At 47.7% G+C, this 23,866-nt stretch carries 14 protein-coding genes; 9 read left to right on the top strand and 5 right to left on the bottom strand.

Translation table 11 applies throughout. The features are described from left to right. Window positions 1–105 precede the first annotated feature (105 nt). From D9Y29_RS17195 to D9Y29_RS17175, 5 genes are all read left to right on the top strand, one after another. A complete protein-coding gene (locus tag D9Y29_RS17195) occupies window positions 106–1,026 on the top strand; it encodes a helix-turn-helix domain-containing protein (protein WP_127130434.1) in 921 nt (306 codons plus the stop codon). A gap of 287 nt (window positions 1,027–1,313) precedes the next feature. Continuing rightward, window positions 1,314–2,714 carry a TolC family protein gene (locus tag D9Y29_RS17190; RefSeq protein WP_127130432.1) on the top strand — a complete coding sequence of 467 codons (1,401 nt, stop codon included), beginning with the start codon at window positions 1,314–1,316 and terminating at the stop codon, window positions 2,712–2,714. Window positions 2,715–2,741: 27 nt separating this feature from the next. Continuing rightward, window positions 2,742–6,029 (top strand): efflux RND transporter permease subunit, encoded by a 3,288-nt coding sequence (locus D9Y29_RS17185; RefSeq protein WP_127130430.1) that lies wholly within the window; start codon window positions 2,742–2,744, stop codon window positions 6,027–6,029. Continuing rightward, on the top strand, window positions 6,010–7,140 hold the full coding sequence (locus D9Y29_RS17180) for an efflux RND transporter periplasmic adaptor subunit (protein WP_127130428.1): 1,131 nt from the start codon (window positions 6,010–6,012) through the stop codon (window positions 7,138–7,140). The genes D9Y29_RS17185 and D9Y29_RS17180 overlap by 20 nt, the downstream gene beginning before the upstream one ends. Window positions 7,141–7,172: 32 nt before the next feature. Continuing rightward, a complete protein-coding gene (locus tag D9Y29_RS17175) occupies window positions 7,173–8,162 on the top strand; it encodes an aldo/keto reductase (protein WP_127130426.1) in 990 nt (329 codons plus the stop codon). Between the two features lie 48 nt (window positions 8,163–8,210). Here D9Y29_RS17175 and D9Y29_RS17170 read toward each other — a convergent pair whose 3' ends face one another. From D9Y29_RS17170 to D9Y29_RS17150, 5 genes are all read right to left on the bottom strand, one after another. Beyond that, entirely contained in the window at window positions 8,211–9,518 is a 1,308-nt protein-coding gene (locus tag D9Y29_RS17170; RefSeq protein ID WP_277601129.1) for an ATP-binding protein, read from the bottom strand. A 214-nt stretch (window positions 9,519–9,732) separates the two neighbouring features. Then, window positions 9,733–10,545, bottom strand: coding sequence for an N-acetylmuramic acid 6-phosphate etherase (gene murQ, locus D9Y29_RS17165; RefSeq protein WP_127130423.1), 813 nt, complete (start codon window positions 10,543–10,545; stop codon window positions 9,733–9,735). Window positions 10,546–10,687: 142 nt separating this feature from the next. Next, window positions 10,688–12,001, bottom strand: a complete 1,314-nt coding sequence (locus D9Y29_RS17160; RefSeq protein WP_127130422.1) for a RagB/SusD family nutrient uptake outer membrane protein — start codon at window positions 11,999–12,001, stop codon at window positions 10,688–10,690. Between the two features lie 19 nt (window positions 12,002–12,020). Next, window positions 12,021–15,125 (bottom strand): SusC/RagA family TonB-linked outer membrane protein, encoded by a 3,105-nt coding sequence (locus tag D9Y29_RS17155; protein ID WP_206513816.1) that lies wholly within the window; start codon window positions 15,123–15,125, stop codon window positions 12,021–12,023. 309 nt (window positions 15,126–15,434) lie between these two features. Next, on the bottom strand, window positions 15,435–15,935 hold the full coding sequence (locus D9Y29_RS17150) for a hypothetical protein (protein WP_127130420.1): 501 nt from the start codon (window positions 15,933–15,935) through the stop codon (window positions 15,435–15,437). Window positions 15,936–16,161: 226 nt separating this feature from the next. On the opposite strand from D9Y29_RS17150, the gene D9Y29_RS17145 reads away from it, so the two are divergent. The 4 genes from D9Y29_RS17145 (at window position 16,162) to D9Y29_RS17130 (ending at window position 23,849) form a co-directional block, all read left to right on the top strand. Next, the gene (locus D9Y29_RS17145) at window positions 16,162–18,117 is read left to right on the top strand and encodes a M1 family metallopeptidase (protein WP_127130418.1); all 1,956 of its coding nucleotides are present in this window, start codon (window positions 16,162–16,164) and stop codon (window positions 18,115–18,117) included. Between the two features lie 17 nt (window positions 18,118–18,134). Then, complete coding sequence (locus D9Y29_RS17140; protein WP_164735450.1) at window positions 18,135–18,794, top strand: RNA polymerase sigma factor; 660 nt, start codon at window positions 18,135–18,137, stop codon at window positions 18,792–18,794. A gap of 75 nt (window positions 18,795–18,869) precedes the next feature. Beyond that, complete coding sequence (locus D9Y29_RS17135) at window positions 18,870–20,123, top strand: FecR family protein (protein WP_127130403.1); 1,254 nt, start codon at window positions 18,870–18,872, stop codon at window positions 20,121–20,123. A 93-nt stretch (window positions 20,124–20,216) separates the two neighbouring features. Further along, window positions 20,217–23,849: a SusC/RagA family TonB-linked outer membrane protein gene (locus D9Y29_RS17130; protein WP_164735449.1), complete on the top strand. Its 3,633-nt coding sequence runs from the start codon at window positions 20,217–20,219 to the stop codon at window positions 23,847–23,849. Window positions 23,850–23,866: the final 17 nt, after the last annotated feature.

Genomic DNA, 23,866 nt, shown 5'->3' with positions numbered 1-23,866 from the left:
ATTGCTCGCCGGGAGGCGAGCGACTGCCAGCTCTCGGTCTTTCCGTTGTTCCCTGTATAACCAAATATTAACAATTCGATTGTTTGAATTCCATAATTTTGGAATATGGCCAAAAGCGAATCGATCCAGGAATTCCACCAACGCAACAATCTTACTTTCACTCCTGCCGCATGGGGTAGCGGTCCGCCGCGTCATGCCCTGGGACAGATCAATGTATTCCGACGTCAGGATCTTGGTTGCAAAGCCGCTACGCCTTACAACCGCCGCGATTATTATAAGATATCGCTGGTGATTGGGCAGGGTGTATTGCATTATGCAGACAAGAGTATAGTAATAGATAAAGATGCGCTGTTGTTTTCCAATCCCAATATTCCTTACAGCTGGGAAGCGCTTTCCGAAAAGCAATGTGGTTTCTTCACTTTGTTCACCCAGGATTTTATTTCAAGAACTGAAAGCCTGCAGGACTCTACACTGTTCAGGATCGGGAGCGAACCGGTGATGTTTGTGGATGAAAAACAAAAATCCTTCTATCATGATATCTTCACCAGGATGCTGGCTGAGATTGAATCTGAATACGTTCATAAATATGATGTACTGAGGAATTATGTGAACCTCCTTTTGCATGAGGCCATGAAAACGCAAAGGGGAAATATCACTTACTCCCATCCGAATGCGGCCACCCGGATCGCGGCATTGTTCATCGAGTTGCTGGAAAGACAATTTCCCATCGATACACAAGACCATGTACTTTGCTTAAAAACTGCCAGTGATTATGCGAAGCATATGAACATTCACGCCAATCACCTCAACCGCGCAGTGAAAGAAGTAACTGGCAAGACCACTACAGAGCATATCGCTGAACGCATCACAAAGGAAGCTAAGGCGTTGTTAATGCATACCAAATGGAATGTTTCCGAAGTGGCTTACAGCCTGGGATATGAACATCCTGCATATTTTACTAATTTCTTCAAAAAGCAAACCGGTTCAAGTCCCAATAATTTCAGGGCTGAACAGGCCCTTGTTTGATTTTTATAAGTTATTGTTTGAAAAGTTCAACTAAACAGAACCACATCCTTCTTACTTTTACTTTTTAAAACACGCCGGCGCCACACACCGTTATTGCAGTTTCCTGATTCCTTCTGAAGCAGGCACCCAGCGCAACTGCAGCGAAAGGCGGGTTAAGAGCATCTTGCCATCTTGCATCCATTCTTAATGTGTAAACAAAAAACACGATCCTGACGGATCAGTGGATTGTATTGTCCTGACTTTACAAGCCGCTGCCTGCAGATCTTCACAACCAATTGTTTCAATGCATGTCAGCTAAACACCTGAAGAACCTGGCCGGAGTTGCCCTGTTGCTTTTCAGCGCAGGTAATACGATGGCGCAGACGCTTACGCTCAAAGACGCTGTGCAGACAGCCATGAAGAATTACGGCGCCATCAGGGCGAAGGAAGAATATGCAAAAGCTTCCGGAGCCACGGTGCAACAATCAAAAAAAGAATACCTGCCAGACCTGAACCTCAGCTGGCAACAGGATTATGGAACTGTGAACGGACAAACCGGCCCGATGTATGGCTACCGGGGAGGCGCAGTTGCTTCTGCCGGACCAGCATTATCATCGCAGAACTATCATGCGGCTTTCGGCGCATTGTATCTCGCCAATGTAAGCTGGGATTTTTTCAGTTTCGGAAGAGCGAAGGAAAAGATCGAATTGTCAAAAGCCACACTGGCCCGCGATCAAAGCGATCTCCACCAGGAGCAGTTCCAGCACAGTATCCGTGTGGCCGGAGCTTACCTGAACCTGCTGGCCGCTCAACGATTATCAGGTTCCTGGCAACGAAACCTGGAACGCGCATTACAGGTCCGCGAAGTGGTATTGGTAAGGGCACGCAATGGATTGAACGCCGGAGTGGATTCCTCCCTCGCCAATGCAGAGGTGAGCAATGCAAGAATGGCGCTCACCCGTGCAAAGGATTATGAACAGGAACAGGGCAATATCCTGGCAAGGTACCTGGGCGTTCCTGCACAGGAATTCCAGTTGGATACGCTGTTCATTGCCCGTATTCCCGGGGCTTTGCAGGATCAGCCTTCCACGCAACTGCATCCGTTGCTGGATTTCTACCGCAAACGCATCGATCTCAGCAATGAGCAACAGGTATACCTGAAGAAATTCAATTATCCCACATTCACTCTCTTTGGCGTATTCCAGGGAAGAGGTTCCGGATTCCACAATAACTATGGCATCCTGGACCAGAACCTCGATGCCTATACGAAGGATTACTTCAAAGGTGTGGAGCCTACCCGGTACAATTACCTCCTGGGAGTGGGTATGATCTGGAACCTGACCACACCATTGCGCATACACCAGCAGGTTAGCTCCCAGAAATTCATTTCGCAGGCTCTGCAGAGTGAATATGAACTGGCCGATCAGCAACTGAAAGCGCAGCTGGCATTGTCTGCCACACGCATCAGCAATTCGCTGGACAATTACAAAGAAGTGCCTGTGCAACTGAAAGCTGCCGGTGATGCCTACCTGCAGAAATCCGTTTTGTACAGGAATGGACTTACCAATATGGTGGATGTAACGCAGGCATTGTATGCGTTGAACCGTGCGGAAACAGACAGGGATATCGCGTACAGCAATGTATGGCAGGCGCTATTGCTGAAGGCAGCCGCCAGCGGCGACCTGAACCTGTTCATGAATGAATTCTAATTCTCAAGCTGATCAATAAAAAATATTATGGGCTTAATCAGAAGCGGTTTAAGAAAACCAATCTCGGTACTGGTGATCGTTGCAGGATTACTGTTCTTCGGGATCAGCGCTGTGAATAAGATCAAGGTAGACATCTTCCCTAATATGAATCTACCCGTGATCTATTTGTCGCACCCCTACGGAGGCTTCACGCCTGCGCAGATGGAAGCGTATTTTGGAAAACAATACATCAATATTCTCCTGTATGTGAATGGTGTGAAATCCATCGAAACAAAAAATATACAGGGGCTTACATTGATGAAGATCTCATTTTATCCCGGCACCAATATGGCGCAGGCGGCGGCTGAGCTGAGTGCTTACAGCAATCGTATCCAGGCTATTTTTCCGCCGGGGTCACAACCGCCCTTCATCATCCGGTTCGATGCCAGTACGCTGCCGGTAGGGCAGCTGGTATTGAGAAGTGAAGTGCGAAGCAATAATGAGCTGATGGATATGGCCAACGTTTATGTGCGTTCGGCCTTCACTTCCATTCCTGGTTTGGTGGGTTCTCCGCCTTTTGGCGGCAACATCCGCTCGATCGTTATCAAGGCCGATCCGGAACTGATGCGTTCACACCAGCTTACTCCTGACCAGTTGGTGGAAGCCATCCGTGTGAATAACCAGAGTACGCCGGCAGGCAACGTGAGGATCGGCGATTACAATTATTTAACGCCTAGCAATACCACTATCAAAGATGTAAAAGACTTCGGGAATATCCCTCTCTTCAAGGGCGGCGCCCATAACCTGTACCTGCGGGATGTGGCAACGGTGGAAGATGGCGCAGACGTAACGGTTGGTTATGCAATGGTGAATGGCAAAAGATCTGTGTATCTCAACGTAGGTAAATCCGCCGATGCCAGCACCTGGGAAGTGGTGCAGAAACTGAAAGCGGCACTGCCCAGGTTCCAGGCGCAGTTGCCGGAGGACGTGCAACTCACTTATGAATTCGATCAGAGTGTTTATGTGATCAATGCCGTGAAAAGTTTGATCCATGAAGGCATCATCGGCGCCATACTCACCGGACTGATGGTGCTGCTGTTCCTGGGCGATACGCGTGGAGCCCTCATCGTTATACTTACCATTCCAACGTCCATTATTGCAGGAGTAATGTTTTTGCAGCTGTTCGGGCAAACCATCAATATCATGACGCTGAGCGGTCTCTCGCTGGCCATCGGTATCCTGGTGGATGAGAGTACGGTGACGATAGAAAATATTCACCAGCACCTGGATATGGGCAAGCCGAAAGCGCTGGCCATCTGGGATGCCTGTAAGGAGATCGCATTCCCGAAACTCCTGATCCTGCTCTGTATCCTGGCCGTGTTTGCGCCGGCACTGAGTATGGAAGGGATTCCGGGATCATTGTTCCTGCCGCTCTCGCTGGCCATCGGCTTCTCCATGATCACCAGTTATATCCTCAGTCAGACATTCGTACCTGTAATGGCCAACTGGCTGATGAAAGGGCATAAAAATAAAAAGAAGAAAAATGGACAGACAGAAGATGAAGCAACATTCGCAGCAACGGAGTTGGCACCTTCATCTGAAGCCGACACATGGGACCAGAAAAAAGTGTTGGTAGAAAGGGAAGACAGCAACCGCGATGGTAAGGTGAGTGGATTTGAAAGATTCCGGGCCCGGTTCCTGCGATTCCTGGAAAGGTTATTACCTGTGAGAAAACCTGTGGTGGCCCTGTATGTAGTGCTGGTGCTGGGGGGCGCCTGGCTGATGTTGAACGGTATCGGAAGGGATGTATTACCGAAAGTGAATGGAAATCAATTCCAGGTAAGGCTGAGAGCCCCGGATGGAACGAGGATCGAAAGAACGGAAGACAAGATGATCCGGGTAACGAAGATCGTGGAGGATTTGGTAGGCAAGGAAAATATCGGAATTACATCGGCGTATATCGGCCAGCACCCCGGCCAGTTTTCGATCAGTCCAATTTACCTCTTCATGAGTGGTCCGCATGAAGCAGTGTTGCAGGTGAGTCTGAAAGAAGCGTATCACACGAACATGGACCAGCTCAAGGAAAAGATGCGTGCAAAGATCAGAGAAGAGATACCGGACCTGCGCATGTCCTTTGAGCCGATCGAACTTACAGACAAGATCCTGAGCCAGGGATCGCCCACGCCGATCGAAGTACGATTGTCCGGAAGAAATAAAAAAGTGAACGAAGCTTACGCGGAAAAAGTGATCGAAAAACTGAAAGCGATTCCTTACCTGCGTGATGTACAGCTGGCGCAGAGTATCAAGTATCCGGCGCTGAAAGTGAATATAGACAGGGTACGTGCTGCGCAGCTGGGCGTGGATGTGAATGATGTGAGCAGGTCGCTTACCACCAGCACTTCTTCCAGCCGGTATACCGACAAGAATGTTTGGCTGGATGAACGCAGCGGACTGAGCTATGCTGTTCAGGTGCAGGTTCCGGAGAATAAAATGACCGGGTTGAACAGCATCGGTGAGATACCTGTTCTGAGAAATATGCCCCGTCCTATTTTGAGCGATGTGGCTACGATAGAGCCCGATACAACTTACGGTGAAGCTGATAACCTTGGCGCCATGCCCATCATTTCCGTTACTGCCAATATCAACGGGAAAGACCTCGGCACTGCCACTGGCGATGTGAAAGCGGCATTGGCTTCGCTGGGGGAGTTACCCCGTGGCCTCACTGTAGAGCCGATCGGATTGAGCACCGTACTGACTGAAACGCTGGACAACCTGGAGTCAGGATTATTGGTAGCTATCATCGTGATCTTCCTGATGCTTGCCGCCAATTACCAGAGCTTCAAAGTATCGCTGGTGGTGTTATCTACTGTTCCGGCTGTATTGTTAGGCGCTCTTGGTATGTTGCTGCTGACAGGATCTACGCTTAACCTTCAGAGTTATATGGGCATTATCATGTCCGTAGGCGTGAGTATCGCCAATGCCGTATTGCTGATCACCAATGCCGAACACCTGCGCAGGCATAGTGGCGATGCGCTGGGAGCAGCCAGGGAAGCAGCGGCGCTTCGTCTTCGTCCTATCCTCATGACCTCTGTAGCAATGGTGGCCGGCATGATCCCCATGGCCACCGGCTGGGGTGAAGGCGCAGAACAGACAGCGCCCTTAGCCAGGGCCGTGATCGGCGGGCTGATCGCTTCCACTGTTGCAGCGCTGGTGATGCTGCCACTGGTATTCGCCTGGATGATGAAGAAGACCACCACAACATCTGTATCTCTAGACCCAACTGATAAAGAAAGTAAACATTTTATATCGTCTTTGTATGAAAGCAATCAACCATAACCATTTGTTCATTGCAGGCTCATTGCTGCTGGGGTCCATCGCTATCAGCAGTTGCAATTCATCGGAAGGTAATACGGCTGAAAAGCCCGCCGCTGCTGCCATTGCAGCCACGCCTGCTACTGAAGTATTTGCACTGGAACGCGGACAATTATCTACTTCGCTTCAACTCCCCGGAGAGCTCACTGCTTTTCAGCAGGCAGATCTGTATGCGAAGGAGAACAGCTATGTAAGAAAGATCTATGCCGATATCGGTACAACAGTGAAGCAGGGACAATTACTGGCATCGCTCGATGCGCCGGAACTGAATTCACGACTGGCTGCTGCAGCCAGCAGGTTGAAAAGCCAGGAGGCATTGTACACCGCCAGCAATGCTTTGTACAAGCGTCTTTATGAAACCAGCAAAACACCCGGCACAATTTCACCAAATGACCTGGAGCAGGCCGAAGCCAAACGCGATGCAGATCTCGCACAACTGGAAGCTGCCAAAGCAGCGTACAGGGAAGTGACCGTGATCCGCGATTACCTGGAGATCCGGGCGCCTTTCGCAGGCGTAGTGAGCGCGCGTAATGTGAATACCGGCGCTTATGTTGGACCAAACGGGAAAACAGTATTGCCCTTGTTCACTTTGCAGGAACAAAAACACCTGCGTTTGGCAGTGGCCATTCCGGAAGCCTATACCAGTTTCATCCAGAAGCAACATGATGTGAAATTCCAGGTGAAAGCATTGCCCGGCAGGATCTTCACGGCAAGCATCAAAAGGCAGGCCGGTGCGCTGGACGACAGGCTCCGTGCGGAACGCGTGGAAATGGATGTGTTCAATAACGACCTGAAATTATTGCCAGGCATGATCGCGGAAGTGAAAATCCCTTTTCCAGGAAAGGATAGTACCTTTATTGTCCCCAAATCTGCCGTGGTCAATTCCCCTGAACGCGTATTCGTGATCCGTATCGAAAATGGAAAAGCCGTTTGGGTAGATGTACAAAAAGGTAGAGAAGCCGATGGAAAAGTGGAAATCTTCGGTTCACTCCAACCCGGCGATCAACTGGTAAAAACAGGCAGTGAAGAAGTCCGCAATGGTTCTGATGTTAAAAATACAAAGACGGCTCGGTAAGGTTTGTATTCAGTAACAACAAAAACAATTTTATGAAGTATCGTGCATTGGGAAAAACAGGCGAGCAGTTGTCTGCCATCGGCCTTGGATGTATGGGCATGAGCATGGCATACGGGCCTCGTAATGATGATGAAAGTATCCTCACTCTGGAAAAAGCTTTGGAGATTGGCATCAATTTCTGGGATACTGCTGACATATATGGCGCAGGCCATAATGAAGAACTGATCTCAAAAGTTTTGGTCCCGAACAGGGATAAGATCTTCATCGCCACCAAATTCGGATTCAGGTTGAAAGAGGATAACAAGAGTACTTATTTCGATGGTTCGGTATCGCATATGAGATCTGCTGTGGAAGCGAGTTTGAAAAGATTGAAGATTGAAGTGATAGATCTGTACTATGCGCACCGTATTGATGTGAATGTTCCTGTGGAAGAAATGGTTGGAGCGATGGCGCAGTTGGTGAAAGAAGGAAAAGTGAAATACCTGGGACTGTCTGAAGCATCTCCCGCTTCCATCCGAAAGGCGCATGCCGTTCATCCGATCTCAGCGCTGCAAAGCGAATACAGCATTCTCACCCGTGATGTGGAGCAGAATGATGTATTGAAAACCGTGCGTGAGCTGGGTATTACGTTCGTTCCCTACAGCCCGCTGGCGCGTGGACTGGTAACAGCCACATTGCCACCGGCATCACAGTTAGGCGCAGATGATTTCCGTAAGACCTTGCCGAGGTTCGGTGATCAGTATGCAGAGAACAACAACAAGCTGGTGGAGAAATTTGCTGCGCTGGCGGCTGCCAGGAATATCACACCGGCACAGTTATCACTGGCATGGGTATTGGCTCAGGGTGATGATATCATTCCGATCCCAGGCACCAAGCAAAGGAAATACCTGCTGGAAAATGCAGGGGCAGTGGATGTGGAACTGAATAAGGAAGACCTGGAAAAGATAGATGCACTGGTGAAGGAATTCCCGGATACCGGCGCGAGGTACAGTGAAGGAGCGATGAAGCTGGTGAATAAGTAATTGGAAATCTTTTATAGTGAAAAGCCGCTTTCTCTGAGAGCGGCTTTCTTATTGGTATTTTCGAAAATCACCGCTTGTGATCACTGCTTCAAACCAGGAAAGATACCTTTTGAGTTGAGAAGCCAGAAAATAGGGGAGGTTCAACAGGAAATATTCTTTTCCAGCTGGAGTAACTGGTTGTGAGATGCTCACTGTATTTCCAAAGAATCTCACAGCCATGTTATGTGGAGCGTTATCCATGAAGAGGTGAAGTGATTTAAGTTTTCCTTCGGCACCTGATTTTACTTCAACAGGTATCAGTTTTGAATCGTGTATTTGTAAGAAATCAACTTCTGCGGATGACGTCTTTTTTTCTCTTACCCAAAAAATCAATCCATGCAGTGCGCTGTATTGGCTGGCCAGCAATTCCTGCCCAACCATATGTTCGATCATTGTACCATGATATACGGAGCTGAGGTCTTCCGTTCCGATGATGTCTCTTTGTATACCGGCAAAATAATTAAGCATACCGGTGTCCAGCACCTGTAATCTTGGAGATTTTCTTTTATCGGGAGTTAATGGCAATACCGTGCCGGTTTGCGGATATACCAAATGCAGGATGAGTGTTTTCTCCAGCGTGCGCAAAGCTTCTCCCATTTCCCTGGAACCATAACCTGAGTTACCGAATCCCTGAAATTTGATTCTTTTCCCAGCTTCTATGAAACTTGCCCTGATAGCATGATGGATGAAATTGATCTGGTTAGTGTTACCTGCATATTTTTCAACATCATCCAGGTATGAAATGATCAAAGAATCGAAAATTGTATTAAGCGAAAATAGATCTCTTTCCAAAACGTATTGCTGTACGATTTCCGGCATTCCACCGGTTATGCAATAGGTTCGGAACAATTGCAAAAGTTTATCAAAAGCAAAATCCGGAAATGGGATTTTTGTTAGTTGTTTCAGTGCCTGGCTTTCTCCAAGCGCTTCCAGGAATTCAGGAAAGGAAACTGGATGTATAATAAGGTACTCAACCCTGCCAACCGGGAAGCTGATCTCCGGATTGAAAATGGTTTCAAGCATTGATCCTGCTGCAACCACAGCAATCGAAGGTTCTTCTTCATAAAAGTATCTGAGAAGTTTGAGCGCATCTGGTGATTCCTGGATCTCGTCAATAAATAGTAATGTTTTTCCTTTTTGCGTTAGTGACTTATTCTGCAGAAAAAAAATGGATTCCAGGAGTGTGGGAAAATTGTCAAATGATTCAAAAGGTTTCCTGTGTTGTGGGATTTCGAGATTCAGATATATGAAGTGATCATATTCAGAGGCAAATTTCCTTACAATAGTGGTTTTTCCAACCTGTCGTGCACCTCTGATTATCAGTGGTTACGAGCTTTTTTTTCTTTCCACTTCAATAATTCTGTATATATCAACCTTGGAAACATTACATAAAGTTAGGGTAAATATTGCTCAATTCTGTCATAAAGTTAGGGTGAATTCATTGCAGATTTCTTACAGGGTTAGGTTAAGTGCATTCCGTCTCTGAGCTTTTACCGGCATTAAAAAAGGGGCTTTCGCCCCTTTTCGTTTCTCATGCATTATCGATGGCCCGTTTGACGCTGCCGTTTTTCAGCAGCAATGCTTTTGCTTTTTCGTAATCGCTCCACTTCAATTTATCCATGATCATTTTCGTTCCCCTGTCAACGAGTTTTTCGTTGGTCAGTTGCATGTTCACCATTTTATTATCTTCCACGCGTCCGAGCTGGATCATCACCGTGGTGGAGATCATATTGAGGATGAGTTTCTGGGAAGTACCGCTTTTCATGCGTGTGCTGCCGGTAACGAACTCGGGTCCTACTTCGCATTCAACCGGAAAATCGGCTACCAGGCTGAGTGGGGATCCCGGGTTGTTGGTGATGGAACCAGTGATGATCCCATGTTCGCGGCAAATCTTCAGCGCCTCGATCACATAGGGGGTGGTGCCGCTGGCTGCAATACCAACCACTACATCGTTCCCGTTCACGTTATGCGCCTGGAGATCGATCCAGCCCTGCGTTTTACTGTCCTCCGCATTTTCAACAGCCTGGAGAATGGCGGGAGCGCCACCGGCAATGATGCCTACTACCAGACCTTGAGGAACGCCGAAGGAGGGTGGGCATTCACTGGCATCAACAACACCCAAACGGCCACTGGTGCCTGCACCGATATAGAACAATCTTCCACCTGCCAGCATTTTGTCAGCGATCGCTTCAACCAGTTTTCTGATCTGGGGGATCGATTTTTCAACTGCTGCAGGTACTGTTTTATCCTCATCGTTAATATGTCCCAGAATTTCATTGATAGACATTTCCTCCAGGTGATGATACTTGCTGCTTGACTCTGTGACTTTCAAAAATTCTGACATGGGTAAACGGGATTTGAAATAATTGAAGGTTGTTTAATGGTTATTGTCGAAAATTTAGAGCGAAAGTTTCATGCAAAGGCGCAAAACAACCAAAACCAAAACCTAACAAACAGATCGTTTGCGCCTTTGCATGATGAATATGTTATCCTGCCGGATCTGCAGGTGTGTTTGTATTATTGTCTCTCTCCCGGAATGGAAAAGGGAAATAGTTTCGTTTGCGGTCAGTAAGACTCGGGGGAAGATCACCCGAGAAACGACGCATGTCTTCCAGTTTTAATCCTGACATAAATAGCTCGATACTACGGTTGCGATAGATCTCTCTCAGCAATGTGGTTTTGTCTGGTGTTCCAACTATAGCTGGCAAATCGGCGCCAACGCCAAAAGGATCGGTAGCTGCTGTTTTTGTCAATACTTTGTTCAGTTCTGCAACAGCCTTACCAAGGTCAGGAGTGGCTTGTCTGGTATATGCCTCAGCTTTGATCAGCATCACTTCACCTGGTGTATAAATAGGTACAGAGGACGTAGAGTTGATAAAGAATCCGCCTATCCTCCATTTGGGGTTAGTGGCTACTCTCGTATGAAAAGGAATACGTTGATCGTCTTCATCAGGAGCAATTGCCGGTGGCAGCCCCAGCGTGGAATCAACTGGCTGGAAAACATTGTTGGTAGAAGTTGCTGATTCAAACACTGGATTGAAAGCAAGAGAATTATAAGAAAACACAGATTTCTTTGTCAGATCCACCTGGTCTGCAGCAGCAAGTGCAGTGGCGTAGTCACCGGAATACAGTGCAAATCTTGCTTTAAGCGCATACATTGTATTGATGAGATCTACATCTCCCGGAAGTCTGGATTTAATAGTGCTATTAAGTGGAGTAGCGTTGTATGCTGCGATCCCTTCATCAAGAATTGCGATCGCTTTTTTGAATCCATCAATTCTTGAAATAAAGTTGGCATTCTGAACTCCTACCGTGTCAGGGACTTGCTCCCAGAACATGCCGAGATTTCCAAGAGCCAGTGCTTTGAAAATTGAAGCATAGGAAATCAATCCTGCTGAATAAGACTTATCTCCCATTTCTTTCGCATAGTTGAGAACGTTATCAGCTTCGAAAATAACTTTGGCGCTATTTGTCCAGATATTAGTGATAACATTATTGGTAGCATCTACGGCACTCCCGCCAGTGAAAAGCTGCAACTCTCCTATATTGCCTGCATTTCTGAGGTCGAATTCTTTGGAAACAAACCCATTTGCATTGATAATTGCATACAATGACCCTGCAGCAGATGTGGAGTATTGACGCTGAATGCCCACAGCCGCCGCGGTGGCTGCACGATCCGATTCAAATACATCGTTAGCAAGGGCAGCATTGGGATTTGAGTAGTCCTTTGAACAACCTGTGAATACTGCACTGAGCAGAAGCAGGTGTAGTATGATATATTTAACGTTGACCTTTTGCATAATTAACTTTTTTTAAAACTTAGAATTTTGCCTGAATGCCAAAACTGAAAGTTCTGGGGATTGGTACAGCACCAAAGTCAATACCTCTCAATATAGTGCTTTGACCTGCGGCATTCACTTCGGGGTCGTAACCTTTGTAGTTGTCCCATGAGATCAGGTTTCTGCCACTCAGGCTAACGGTGAGGTCTTTGAACATTTTCATTTGGCCAAACCTGTAGCTGAGCGATACTTCACGGAGTTTAACGAAAGAGCCGTCGTCAACTCTCCATTCTTCTACTGCGTAGGCACCACTTACATAACCTCTTGGGAGCTTGCCCATTTGCTCATCCTGAGCCACCAGTCCGCTTCCTACACCCTGGCGCGTTCTCCAGTCAGCATTCCAGACATCCACTCCCTGAACTGCATCCACCTGAACGCGTAGTGCAAGTTTCTTGAAACTGATTTCGTTCACTAAGCTACCAGTCCAATCAGGATTTGGGTTGCCGATCACTTTTCTGAGAGTAGTGGGGCCTGTTGGCAGTCCATCTGCATTGCGTCCGGGAGTATAAGACAATGTGCTGTTCTGAGTCCCTTTTTCGATTTGAAGTATGCCGTCCCTGTTGGTGATGGGATTTCCGTTGTCATCCCTCGCAAAGAAACTACCATAGAACACGCCCACAGGTAAACCTTCGATGATGGCAACCGGCGTACCTGAATTGGTGGAAAGGAGGATCAGTCCACCGCCGATGTTTTTCACTTCATTCCTGTTCCTGTTGAAGATAGCGGTAACATTCCAGTCGAAATCTTTCTTCCTGATCGGAGCACCGGTCAAAACTACTTCGATCCCCCTGTTTTCGAGGAAGCCAATATTATCCAGCAGCCTTGAGAAGCCTGTTGTTGGTGCAATGAACCTGCTGATCAAAAGATCGTTTACTTTTTTATTATACCAGTTGAACTGAAGACCTAGCCTGTTATTGAGGAAACCCATGTCTGCACCTATTTCCAATTCATTCTGACGTTCGGGCTTTACGTTAACATTGGCAATTTCTGAAGAACTGGTTAGAGAAGTTTTTCCCAGGAAAGCGTTGCTGGAGTAAAAATTCAAACGTTGGTAAGCTCCTATCCCTGTGAGGTTTCCGGACTGTCCGTACGCTACACGGAATTTCAAGAGGTCCCACCACTTTGAGACTCCTAAATTGCTCCAATAATCCGTACTGGACATCACATAGCTGCCGCTTGCTTTCAGGTATAATTGATTGCGCTCATCTACACCAAACACAGAAGAACCATCGAGTCTTGCAGCACCAGTTATGAATAAGTGATTGCGGTATCGGAAGTTCTGTTGGAGATAGGCGCCCGAAATAGATAATTCACTTCTTTCGTCTCCTGCCGGCAGAAGTGTGCTGGCACCGCTTACGGTTTGTACCAGAGGCGAAAGCCCTCTTCCCTGCGCCAATACAAATGTGTTCTTCTCATATTGTTGTGAGTAGCCCAATTGCGTGGTAGATCCGATATCATCATTGATATTGGTTGTATAAGTGGCGTTGATCTCGTGGTTGATCTGGAAAAAAGTATTGCTTGCTGCGCTGGCATAACCATTCAATGAGTCATTGAGCGATGGCCCTCCACCCCAAAATGCAGTGTTAACATTGTAAGTATAAGGGGGAATGAAGGTTGTTCCATTTTGAGTATAGTTGTCGATACCCATCGTATAATCAATGGTGAAGTTCTTAAAAGGTTTTGCTTTTAAAGTAACATTCGATAATACCCTGCTTACATTCTGTTGTTGCTTGAAGTCTTCAATTACAGATACCGGGTTCACACGGCCGCGCTCGCCCACTGCCTGTAAATTTTTATTGGCATCTCTTGTCCAGAGGTCATGCATGTTGCCAATGATTGTTATGGAGTTGATGGGAGAGAAGAAAGAGTTTCCATCCGGTTTTTCATTTGCCTTACTGTTGACATAATTCAGACCAAGATTTACGCTCAACCACTTGTTCAATGTTTGGTCGATATTGCTTCTAAAACTGAAGCGCTGGAAATCCGTATTCTTGATAATACCCTGATTATAAAAATAGGAACCAGAGAAGAAGTATTTGGTTTTGTCAGTACCGCCACTTACAGAAACATTATTGTCTGTTCCGATACCAGTACGGAAGATATAATCCTGATAATCGTAACGTGTAACTGGTGTAACATTCGTTAGTGAGGGAATGAGTACATCCTGGGTGATATCGATCGGGCCGAATTTAGTAGGGCTTTGGTTTACATCCAGTTTATTCCGAAGCTGGTTCATCATGACGTTCGAAGAGAAGCTAACCTGGGGAGCACCAGTTTTACCGCGTTTGGTAAAGATCTGCACAACACCAGCATTGGCGCGTGAACCGTAGATTGCTGCGGCAGCGGCGCCGTTCAGCACTTCCACCCTTTCAATATCGGCTGGGTTGATGTCTACCATGCGGTTTTGTCCGATGGTGCCTACAAAATTACCGCCATCATAGTTGGAGGATGTGTTGGTTACTCTTGTAGTTGCATTGTTAACGATAATACCATCAACTATGTATAGTGGTTCAGATCCGGAACTGATTGAACTAATACCCCTAAGCCTAACCGAAATACCGCCAGCCGGATCACCGGAGTTCTGACTGATCTGCGCACCTGCAGTTTTTCCCTGCAATGCCGCCAGCACGTTACCGGTTGCGCCTTTGTTGAGGTCCTCTGCTTTCACGGTGCTGATATAGTTGCCTAATTGTTTACGGGTGGTGCCGGCGCTGGTGCCGGTTACAATCACCTCGTCCATACCCATGGCATCCGGAGCGAGTTCCGCATCAAGCGTATACCTGCTTTCGGATCCCACTTGTAATGTTTTTGTAATAGCCTTGAAACCAATTCCGGAAAATTCCACCGTGTAAGAACCAGGCTTCAGATTCGCCTGCAAGGTGTAAACGCCATTTGCGTCAGAGGAAGTGCCGTAAGTGGTATTCTTCACTTGAATTGAAATACCAGGCACAGCTTCTTTTTTTGCATCGGTCACTTTACCGCTGATTGTCACCTGTGCGCTTGCAAAGTAACCTGCAAAGATCAGGCAAAGCAAGAAAGGAATTCTTTTCCACCTGATTCCTGCCTGCATCGTTAGATTGTCCATAAAGCAGCTTTAAATTAATGTTGTTAAAGAATAGTACTCAGTTCCCATAAGGTCAGGTAAATGAAAATGCGAAACGGGAAGAGATAAGTTAATATAGGGTACGGAAATAAAAACATGCACTTTCACGGAGTAAATTTGGAGAAAATATTTGAAATCCTGCATAAAAACGCAAAGAATTTGTTTGTTTTTGCGGTTTTTTGCGGGTAGAGCGAAATGAAGCCGCAGCAGGAGACATTCAACCCGCTTTACCTTGCAATGATGGATTTACAGACGTTCCGTCAGGATATTAGCAAAAGGGGAATAATAAGATCAGTCGCATAGTTGAATGGCATCAGTGCTGTAAGTGCTGAATTGTATCTTCTTTACCTTATTGTCCGCTCCATAATACAGCACGAGGCAGCCGTAACCAGTCTGGTATGCATCCCATGTAGAATCTTTGATCTTTGGGGTACCCAGCATTTTATTCAGGCTGCCTCTTTTTGTGCCCAGCATTTTAATACTCATCTTGCCTTTGAAGGCAGGGCCGATCTCCACGTAATTCCTTCCGGTGAAAAATGTAAGGTCTTTGTCTTTGTACACGATCATTCCTCCGCATTTCGAACTTGAATTCTCTTCAGCTTTACTGGTATAGCATGGAAATTTTCCCGTGATTTCATTGGTGGTGCGGTCTGGTTTCAATCCGTTTACACGGCCATTGAGTATATCCACTTCAAAAGCAGGACAACTGACTTTAGAGGATTTTAATTGTGCGAATGCTGTAACAGGGAGTGTGAAAGAGATCATTATTAATACGAATGCATAGCGTCTCATAAGTGACCTTTTCATTTGCCATACAAATTCCTTGCTAAATTTTATTACGCAGTGCCCAGTCGCTCGACTCCGGCGAGTGACTTCTAATTCTGTCGCCTCCGGCGACGCGGTTTTTGCCGGGAGGCGAACGTCCGCGGCACGTTGCGATCTATTTGACCGGTGGTAATATTGAGTTGATGAATTCCATTATCTTTAAACCTTTTCTATCCAATAAAATCAAGGAGTTATGAATTTAGTGACCAGATTATTTGCAGGAGCCTGCCTGTCGGCCATCAGCCTGGGCGCTGTTGCACAAACAAACTCGGTCTATGATCAGCACGAAACCTTTGCACCTTTGTTCTATCCGTCCTTTGGTGATGAAGTGCGTGCGGCCGATGGTACCCCCGGACCCCGTTACTGGCAGAACAGGGCTGATTACAAGATCGAAGCTACGCTGAATGATCAGGCGCATGGCGTTTCCGGCAATGTGGTGATCACCTACACGAATAACAGCCCGCAGAACCTCAGCTTCGTGTGGCTGCAACTCGATCAGAATATTTACAGCCAGGAGTCCCGCGGTGTTGCAGCTACAGCCACTACAGGAGGACGCTGGGCTAATCGCAAGGCCTTCGATGGCGGTTACAATATCGCATCCGTAACCCTGATCCAGGATGGTAAAGAAACTCCTGCTTCCTACACTGTAACCGACACCAGGATGCAGATCAGGCTGCCCAAAGAACTGAAAGCAAAAGGCGGCGCTGTACAATTCAGGATCCATTATGCTTTTCCTGTTCCTGAATATGGTACAGACCGTATGGGAAGACTTGAAACTAAAAATGGATGGGTCTATGAGATAGCACAATGGTTCCCACGTTTATGTGTATACGATAATGTGAATGGATGGAACACACTCCCTTACCTGGGCCAGGGTGAGTTCTACCTGGAATACGGAGACGTAACTTACAGCATCACTGCGCCTGCAGGTCATGTGGTGGTAGGTTCAGGAGAACTGCTTAATCCCAAAGAAGTGCTCACTGCAGAACAACAGAAGCGCTGGAACGCAGCTTCCAACAGCGATAAAACTGTAATGCTGCGAACTGCTGCGGAAGCAGGCGCTGCCAAATCCGCTACCGGCAAACCGCTCACCTGGAAATTCAAATGTACCAATACGCGCGACGTAGCCTGGGCTGCCTCCAAAGCATTCATCTGGGATGCTGCGAAGATCAACCTGCCCGATGGAAAGAAATCCCTTGCCATGAGTGTGTATCCTGTTGAAAGCGATGGCAACAATGCCTGGGGCCGCTCTACCGAATATGTGAAGGGATGTATCGAATTCTATTCCAAATATCTTTATCCCTACACTTATCCCATGGCGGTGAATGTGGCAGGTATCGTTGGTGGAATGGAATATCCCGGCATCGTGTTCTGCTCTTCACGCGCAACACGCAACGGTCTCTGGGGCGTTACCAATCACGAATTTGGTCATAACTGGTTCCCCATGATCGTGGGTAGCGACGAACGCCGCTTCCCCTGGATGGACGAAGGTTTCAACACTTTCATCAATGGCCTCGCCGATGCTGATTTCAACAATGGGGAATATCATGGCAACCGCGCCATCAATCCTGAAATGGCTGCCGGCTCTTTCTTTGGCGACAGGGCTGAAGCTATCCTCACCGTTCCTGACGTTACACAACAATACAATCTCGGAACTGTGGCTTATTACAAGCCCGGCTTCGGTCTGAAACTGCTGCGCGAAAACATTCTCGGAAAAGAAAGATTCGATTCCGCTTTCCGTTACTATGTTCATCAGTGGGCTTTCAAACATCCAACTCCCTGGGATTTCTTCCACTGCATCGAGAACGCTGCCGGTGAAAACCTGGAATGGTTCTGGCGCGGATGGTTCATGAACAAATGGAAGATCGATCTGGCTGTAACAGATGTTGCCGCTATTCAGAACGATCCTTCCAAAGGAAGTTCCATCACCATTGCAACACTGGAAAAACTGCCGATGCCTGTTACCATCGAGATCAAAGAAGCAAATGGAAAAACAGGACGCGTTACACTGCCTGTTGAAGTATGGCAGCATGGCGCCGTCTGGAAATTCAACTATGCAAGCACCGACAAAGTGGTGTCTGTTGTAGTGGATCCCGATAAAACCATTCCTGATGTGAATATCAAGAACAATACCTGGACAGCTCAATAAGTTGATCTCATCAAAAATTGCTATGGCCCGCATCGATCGATGCGGGCTTTTTTGTGAAAGTAGTTGCGTGTAAATTCTCTATTTTCGCCGTTCTCATGGGCGAAACACCTGACCAGACCTGGCTGAGCCGCATTGCCCTGGGCGATGAACGCGCATTTCGTTCCCTGTATGATCATTATGCAGGAAAAGTGTTCGCTATGGCCTATAGTTATCTCAAATCACCCATCGAAGCCCAGGACGCAGTACAGGAGATCTTCCTGCGGATCTGGGAAAAGAAGAATAGCCTGGCTGGTGTAAAGAATACAGGCGCCTGGCTGCATGTGCTAACCAGGAACTACCTTATCAATACATTACAGAAAAAGATACCACTGATGCTGGCAGGCGATACGCCTATCGGTGATGAACAACCGGAATCTCATTTTCCTTCGCGGCAGCTCGATCTGAAAGAGCTGGCGGAAAAGATCGAAGAAGCCGTTTCCGGCCTGCCCCCCAGGCAACAACAGGTATACCGGATGAGCAGGATGCAGGGAGCTTCCCTGCAAGAGATAGCAGGCGAACTGGGCATTTCATATAATACCGTAAGGGAGCATATGGGCCTTGCCATCAAATCCATCCGGGGTTTCCTGGGTAAACAGTATGGGGGATATGCTTTCCTGATCTGGATACTGGTCCGGTAAAAAAATGGAAAAATATTTTTCGGACCATCCCCCCCTCAATCAAAAATCCCTGTCAATATTAATAGCGATAGACCCATGACAACAGCAGGATTCAAGGAATTACTGGATAAGCACCGGACTGGCGCCATCACTGCAACAGAGTTGGAATTATTGCAGCAATGGCTGCATGCGCGCGAACACCGTGCAGAACTGGAATCATTATTCGGTGAGGACCTTGACCATGATACCATGGAAAGCATGAACGACCCTGCCTTGCTGAACCTCATCTACCAGCAGGTACAGTTGGGCATGTATGAAAATGAAATGGAAAGTACCCTGCCGGAACCGAAAAGAATGAACTGGTGGCGCGTGGCTGCCGCAGCGGTATTGCTCTTGCTGGCAGGAGCCGTCTGGTTCCTGTTCGATGGAAAAACTTCCGATCAGCCTGTGAAAGAGCAACTGGTGCAAACCAAAGACCTGCCGGCCCCGCAGGAAACCCGCGCTACGCTTACGCTGGCAGATGGCTCTGTGATTGCGATAGACAGTGTGCAACAGGGGCTGATCGCAAAAGAAGGCGCTACACAGATCAGCATGGATGGCCCCGGCGAGATCAGGTACGATGCAGCAGGCTCCGGCGATGCAAATGCTTTCAATACGCTCACTGTACCCAAAGGCAGCAAACCCATGCAACTGACCCTGTCTGATGGAACAAAGGTCTGGCTGAACGTGGCATCGTCCATCAGGTATCCGGCCAGGTTCAAACAAGGTCCAAGAACCATAGATGTGAGTGGAGAAGTGTACCTGGAAGTGGCAAAACGGTTTGATAACCATGATGAACATACGAAGGCTAAGGTTCCTTTTCTTGTAAATGTTCATGCCGGCCCATTGACTGGCAATCGGCAGGCGCAGGTGGAAGTGCTGGGCACTCATTTCAATGTGAGCGCCTATGAAGATGATCAGTTCATCAGTACTTCACTGCTGGAAGGCAGTGTTAAGGTATCGCCGGCTAACACTGCTTTTCCCGCCGCCATGTTGATACCCGGCCAGCAGGCGCAGTTCAATGCCGCCGGAGACCAGCAGGTGAAGCTCGGTAACCCCGACATGGAAGAAGTGATGGCCTGGAAGAACGGACGCTTTGCCTTTGCAGGGGCAGGCCTCCCTGACATCATGCGGCAGATTGCCCGCTGGTACAATATCGATGTGAGCTTTGAAGATACTATTACCGACTCCTATACTATCAGCATTTCGCGAAATGTGCCCTTATCCCGCTTGATCGAATTTATTGAACTGAGTGGCGGAGCCCGCCTTGAGCTCAACGGGAACCGCATTGTGGTAAAGAAAGAAAAATAATTTCTACTCCTTTTTAATCCCTGACTGCTACCTATGCCGTGGACTAATTCACAGTACCGGGTATGGACATCCATGCCCCTGCTAAAAAACAAAATGGCTTTGAGAATCCTTGCAACATTGCTGCTGCTGGTATTGGTAAACGCCAACGCCAGCGCCCAAAATGAAACGCTTACATTGTCGTTGAAAAATGTACCCCTGAAAACCGTGTTTAAAAAGATAAAGGAACAGGCAGGATACAATTTCGTTTTCAACGATCGCCTGATGAAGGATACGAAAAATGTGACCATCCAGGTGGAAGATGCCTCCGTGGAAACAGTGTTGAAGATCTGCTTCAAAGATCAACCCATCACCTATTCGCTGATCGACAGAACAATCATCGTGAGGTCTGTTCAAACGACTGTTCCGCCCCGCAAACAGGAAGCAACTGCTTCCGCTTTGCTGAAAGGAAAAGTGACGGACCAGCAGGGCGAACCACTGGAAGGAGTGGCCGTATCCGTAAAAGAAACCGGGCAGATCACCACCACCAATGAGCAGGGGATCTTTTCACTGAACAACCTAACGCCGCCGGCCACACTCGTTTTCACAGGAGTGAACACGGAAGAAACCGAATTGAAGTGGAATGGAGGAGAAGCATTAACTGTGCAGCTCAAAACGAAAGTTACCGCGCTCACGGATGTGGTGATCACCGCCAATACAGGCTATCAAACCATTTCACGCGAAAGGAGCACGGGTTCCTTTTCCAAACCCGATATGGAAATATTGCGCAACAGGAGCGGTAGTATGAATGTATTGCAAAGGCTCGATGGATTGGTTCCCGGCCTTGCCATCAATAACGGCACCAACAGTAATTATTTCCCCGTGATGCTGCGCGGTGTTACTTCCATCAACGGCGCCAATCAACCGCTCTATGTTGTGGATGGATTACCTGTTGAAGACCTCACCAATATCAATCCCAATGATGTGGCCGATATTACCGTGTTGAAGGATGCTACGGCCGCTTCTATCTGGGGGGCACGAGCCGCCAATGGTGTGATTGTGGTCACCACGAAAAAAGGTTCGAAGAACAAGGACCGTCTCAAAGTGGATTACGATATGTTCTACAGCCTGCAGGGCAAACCTGAGATCGATGCCTTTCCGCGTATGAACAGTCAACAATTCATTGCCACCATGCAGGAACTCTATGATCTTCCCGGTTATGTGAGGGCCGGAGCCACCGACTGGAAAACCATCACGGCGCCTGATCTCTACAATGGACTGAACCCTGTTATGCCGCACGAATACCTGCTCTACGGCCAAACCCAGTGGCAGCCGGAATTCTACAAAGGGATGTCTTTGCAGGACATGGCGGCCATGAACAATGTGCAGCAGATGAAAGACCTTTGGTACAGGAATGCACTGCTCTCCAATCATACTTTGTCTATCAGCGGGTCTTCCGGAAAATACGGCGTGTATGCTTCACTCGGTTACACAGACAATAAAAGTTCCACGCCCGGGGAGTCGAACAATACTTACCAGTTGAATGCGAGGCAGGACTACCAGTTCAACAAGAACCTCAGCGTTTACCTGATCACCAATCTGACTTATCAAACGATCTCGGCCAAACGAAGCATCGCCCCCGATAACAGGTTCGTACCCTATGCGGCATTTGTTGATGGAGATGGGAAACCGCTCGATCTGTCTTGGATCTACCGCAATGATTCTCTCCGTAACCTATACGAAACAAAGAGTACGGGCCTGCCCGATCTGGGCAGGCTAGATCTCAGCTTTGATCCAGCCGCGAACTTCAATGCCGGCTATACGAAGAACAATAACCAGAACAGCCGTTTCCTGGGTGGTGTGAACTGGAAGATCCTGAAAGGCCTTCGATTCGAAGGAACCTACGGGGCTGTGCTCATCAACAACGAGCAACGTTCCTACGATGATATTTCTTCTTACAACAGTCAGGTGGAACTGGCGAAGATGACGGTCACTTCCCCTTCACTCAAAGCCTTATTGCCCACAACCGGCGGCACATTGCAGGCTACCAACCTGAAACACCGTAACTGGACTGTGCGCAATCAACTGGTGTACGATAATAACTGGAATAACCGTGATCACCAGTTGACTGCATTGGTGGGAATGGAATTGCAACAGCAAACCATCTCAGGCATCACTACCAAAGTAAGAGGGTATGATGAGAACCTGCTTACACATAAGCCCATCGATTATCCTACCGTGAGTGCAGGTGTGGCCGGTACCATCATCAACTCTTCTGCAACTTTCAAGATCAACGACAATTTCAATGAAGATTTCTCGGATACCCGCTTCAGGTCTTATTACGCCAATGCTGCTTATACTTTTTTGCAGAAATACACTTTGAATGCCAGCACCCGGTTTGATGAATCTAATCTTTTCGGAAAAGATGTGGCGGCACAGTCAAAACCCGTTTGGTCTGCCGGTGTGATGTGGATGCTCAGCCGGGAAGATTTTGCATCCGGCATCAACTGGCTGAACAACCTGCAGCTACGCCTCACGTACGGGATCACCGGCAACTCGCCTGTTCCCGGTTCCGGCGGTTCCTATGACATTCTCGGACCGGGCAGTCTCATTGGGCTTCCCGCAGGGTCCGTAAACCCGCTGCAGATCGAAACGCCGGGTAATACCAACCTGAGTTGGGAACAAACGAAGAATGTGAATGCAGGTATCGATTTCACAGTGCTGGATAACCGAATTTCTGGTTCCTTCGATTATTACTACAAAAATACCGGCAACCTGCTGGGAGAAGTGAACCAGAATCCTTTTTCCGGATATACCGCTATTTATGGCAATGCAGGCATCATCAGGAATCAGGGCATCGAGCTGAACCTGAAAACCATCAATATGCTGGCGAAGGATTTCAGTTGGTCTACACAACTTACACTGGCTTACAATAAAGGGAAGATTGAAAAATTACAAACAGCAACGCCATTCATTTATGCCAACAGTCTGTTGAAAATGGCGCTCCCAGGCTTTTATAAGCCACAGGTGATCGGGCTGATAGAAGGATTCCAGCCATTCGCCTTACTGGCCTATCGCTATGCCGGACTCGACGCCATGGGCGATCCCCAGATCAGGCTGGCAGATGGCAGCGTTACCAAAGATCCGGGTGTAGCCAGGGTTGCAGACCTCGTGAACATGGGAAGTGCAGTACCGCTCATCACCGGAGGATTCAGCAATTTCTTCCATTATAAGAATTTCGGACTGGCTGTGAACATGGTGTACAATTTCGATTTTGTGCTGCGCAGGGATGTGAATGATTTCTTCACAGGAAGACTGGGTGTGAAGAGCTTCACTACCGGTAACCTGCATACGGATTTCAGCAACCGGTGGAAAAAAGCCGGTGATGAAGCATTCACCAATATTCCCGCTTATGATGTGGCGGTAGACAGGGCTTCCCGTACAGACCTGAGCTATTACACTGCTGCGGATATCAATGTGGTGAAAGGTGATTTTATCAAGCTGCGCGATATCACCCTGAGTTACGATTTACCCCGGGAGGTGGTGAGCAAGCTGCATGCCAGCGCACTCAGTTTCAGGTTGCAGGTGAACAATATCATGCTGTGGAGAGCGAATGATGCTGGCATCGATCCTGAATTCTATAATGGAATGGGAAGTATCGGAACGGTGAATTCTCCATTGATCATGGGTATCCGGTCCATTCCTTTCAACCAGCATTCCTTCACCATCGGCGCTCACCTTACCTTCTAATCAATTCAATCTGTATA

The organism is Pseudoflavitalea rhizosphaerae (genome assembly GCF_003991355.1).
GTDB classification, from domain to species: domain Bacteria; phylum Bacteroidota; class Bacteroidia; order Chitinophagales; family Chitinophagaceae; genus Pseudobacter; species Pseudobacter rhizosphaerae.
Note: the sequence above shows the minus strand (reverse complement) of the source record. Positions and strands in the feature narration are given on the sequence as shown.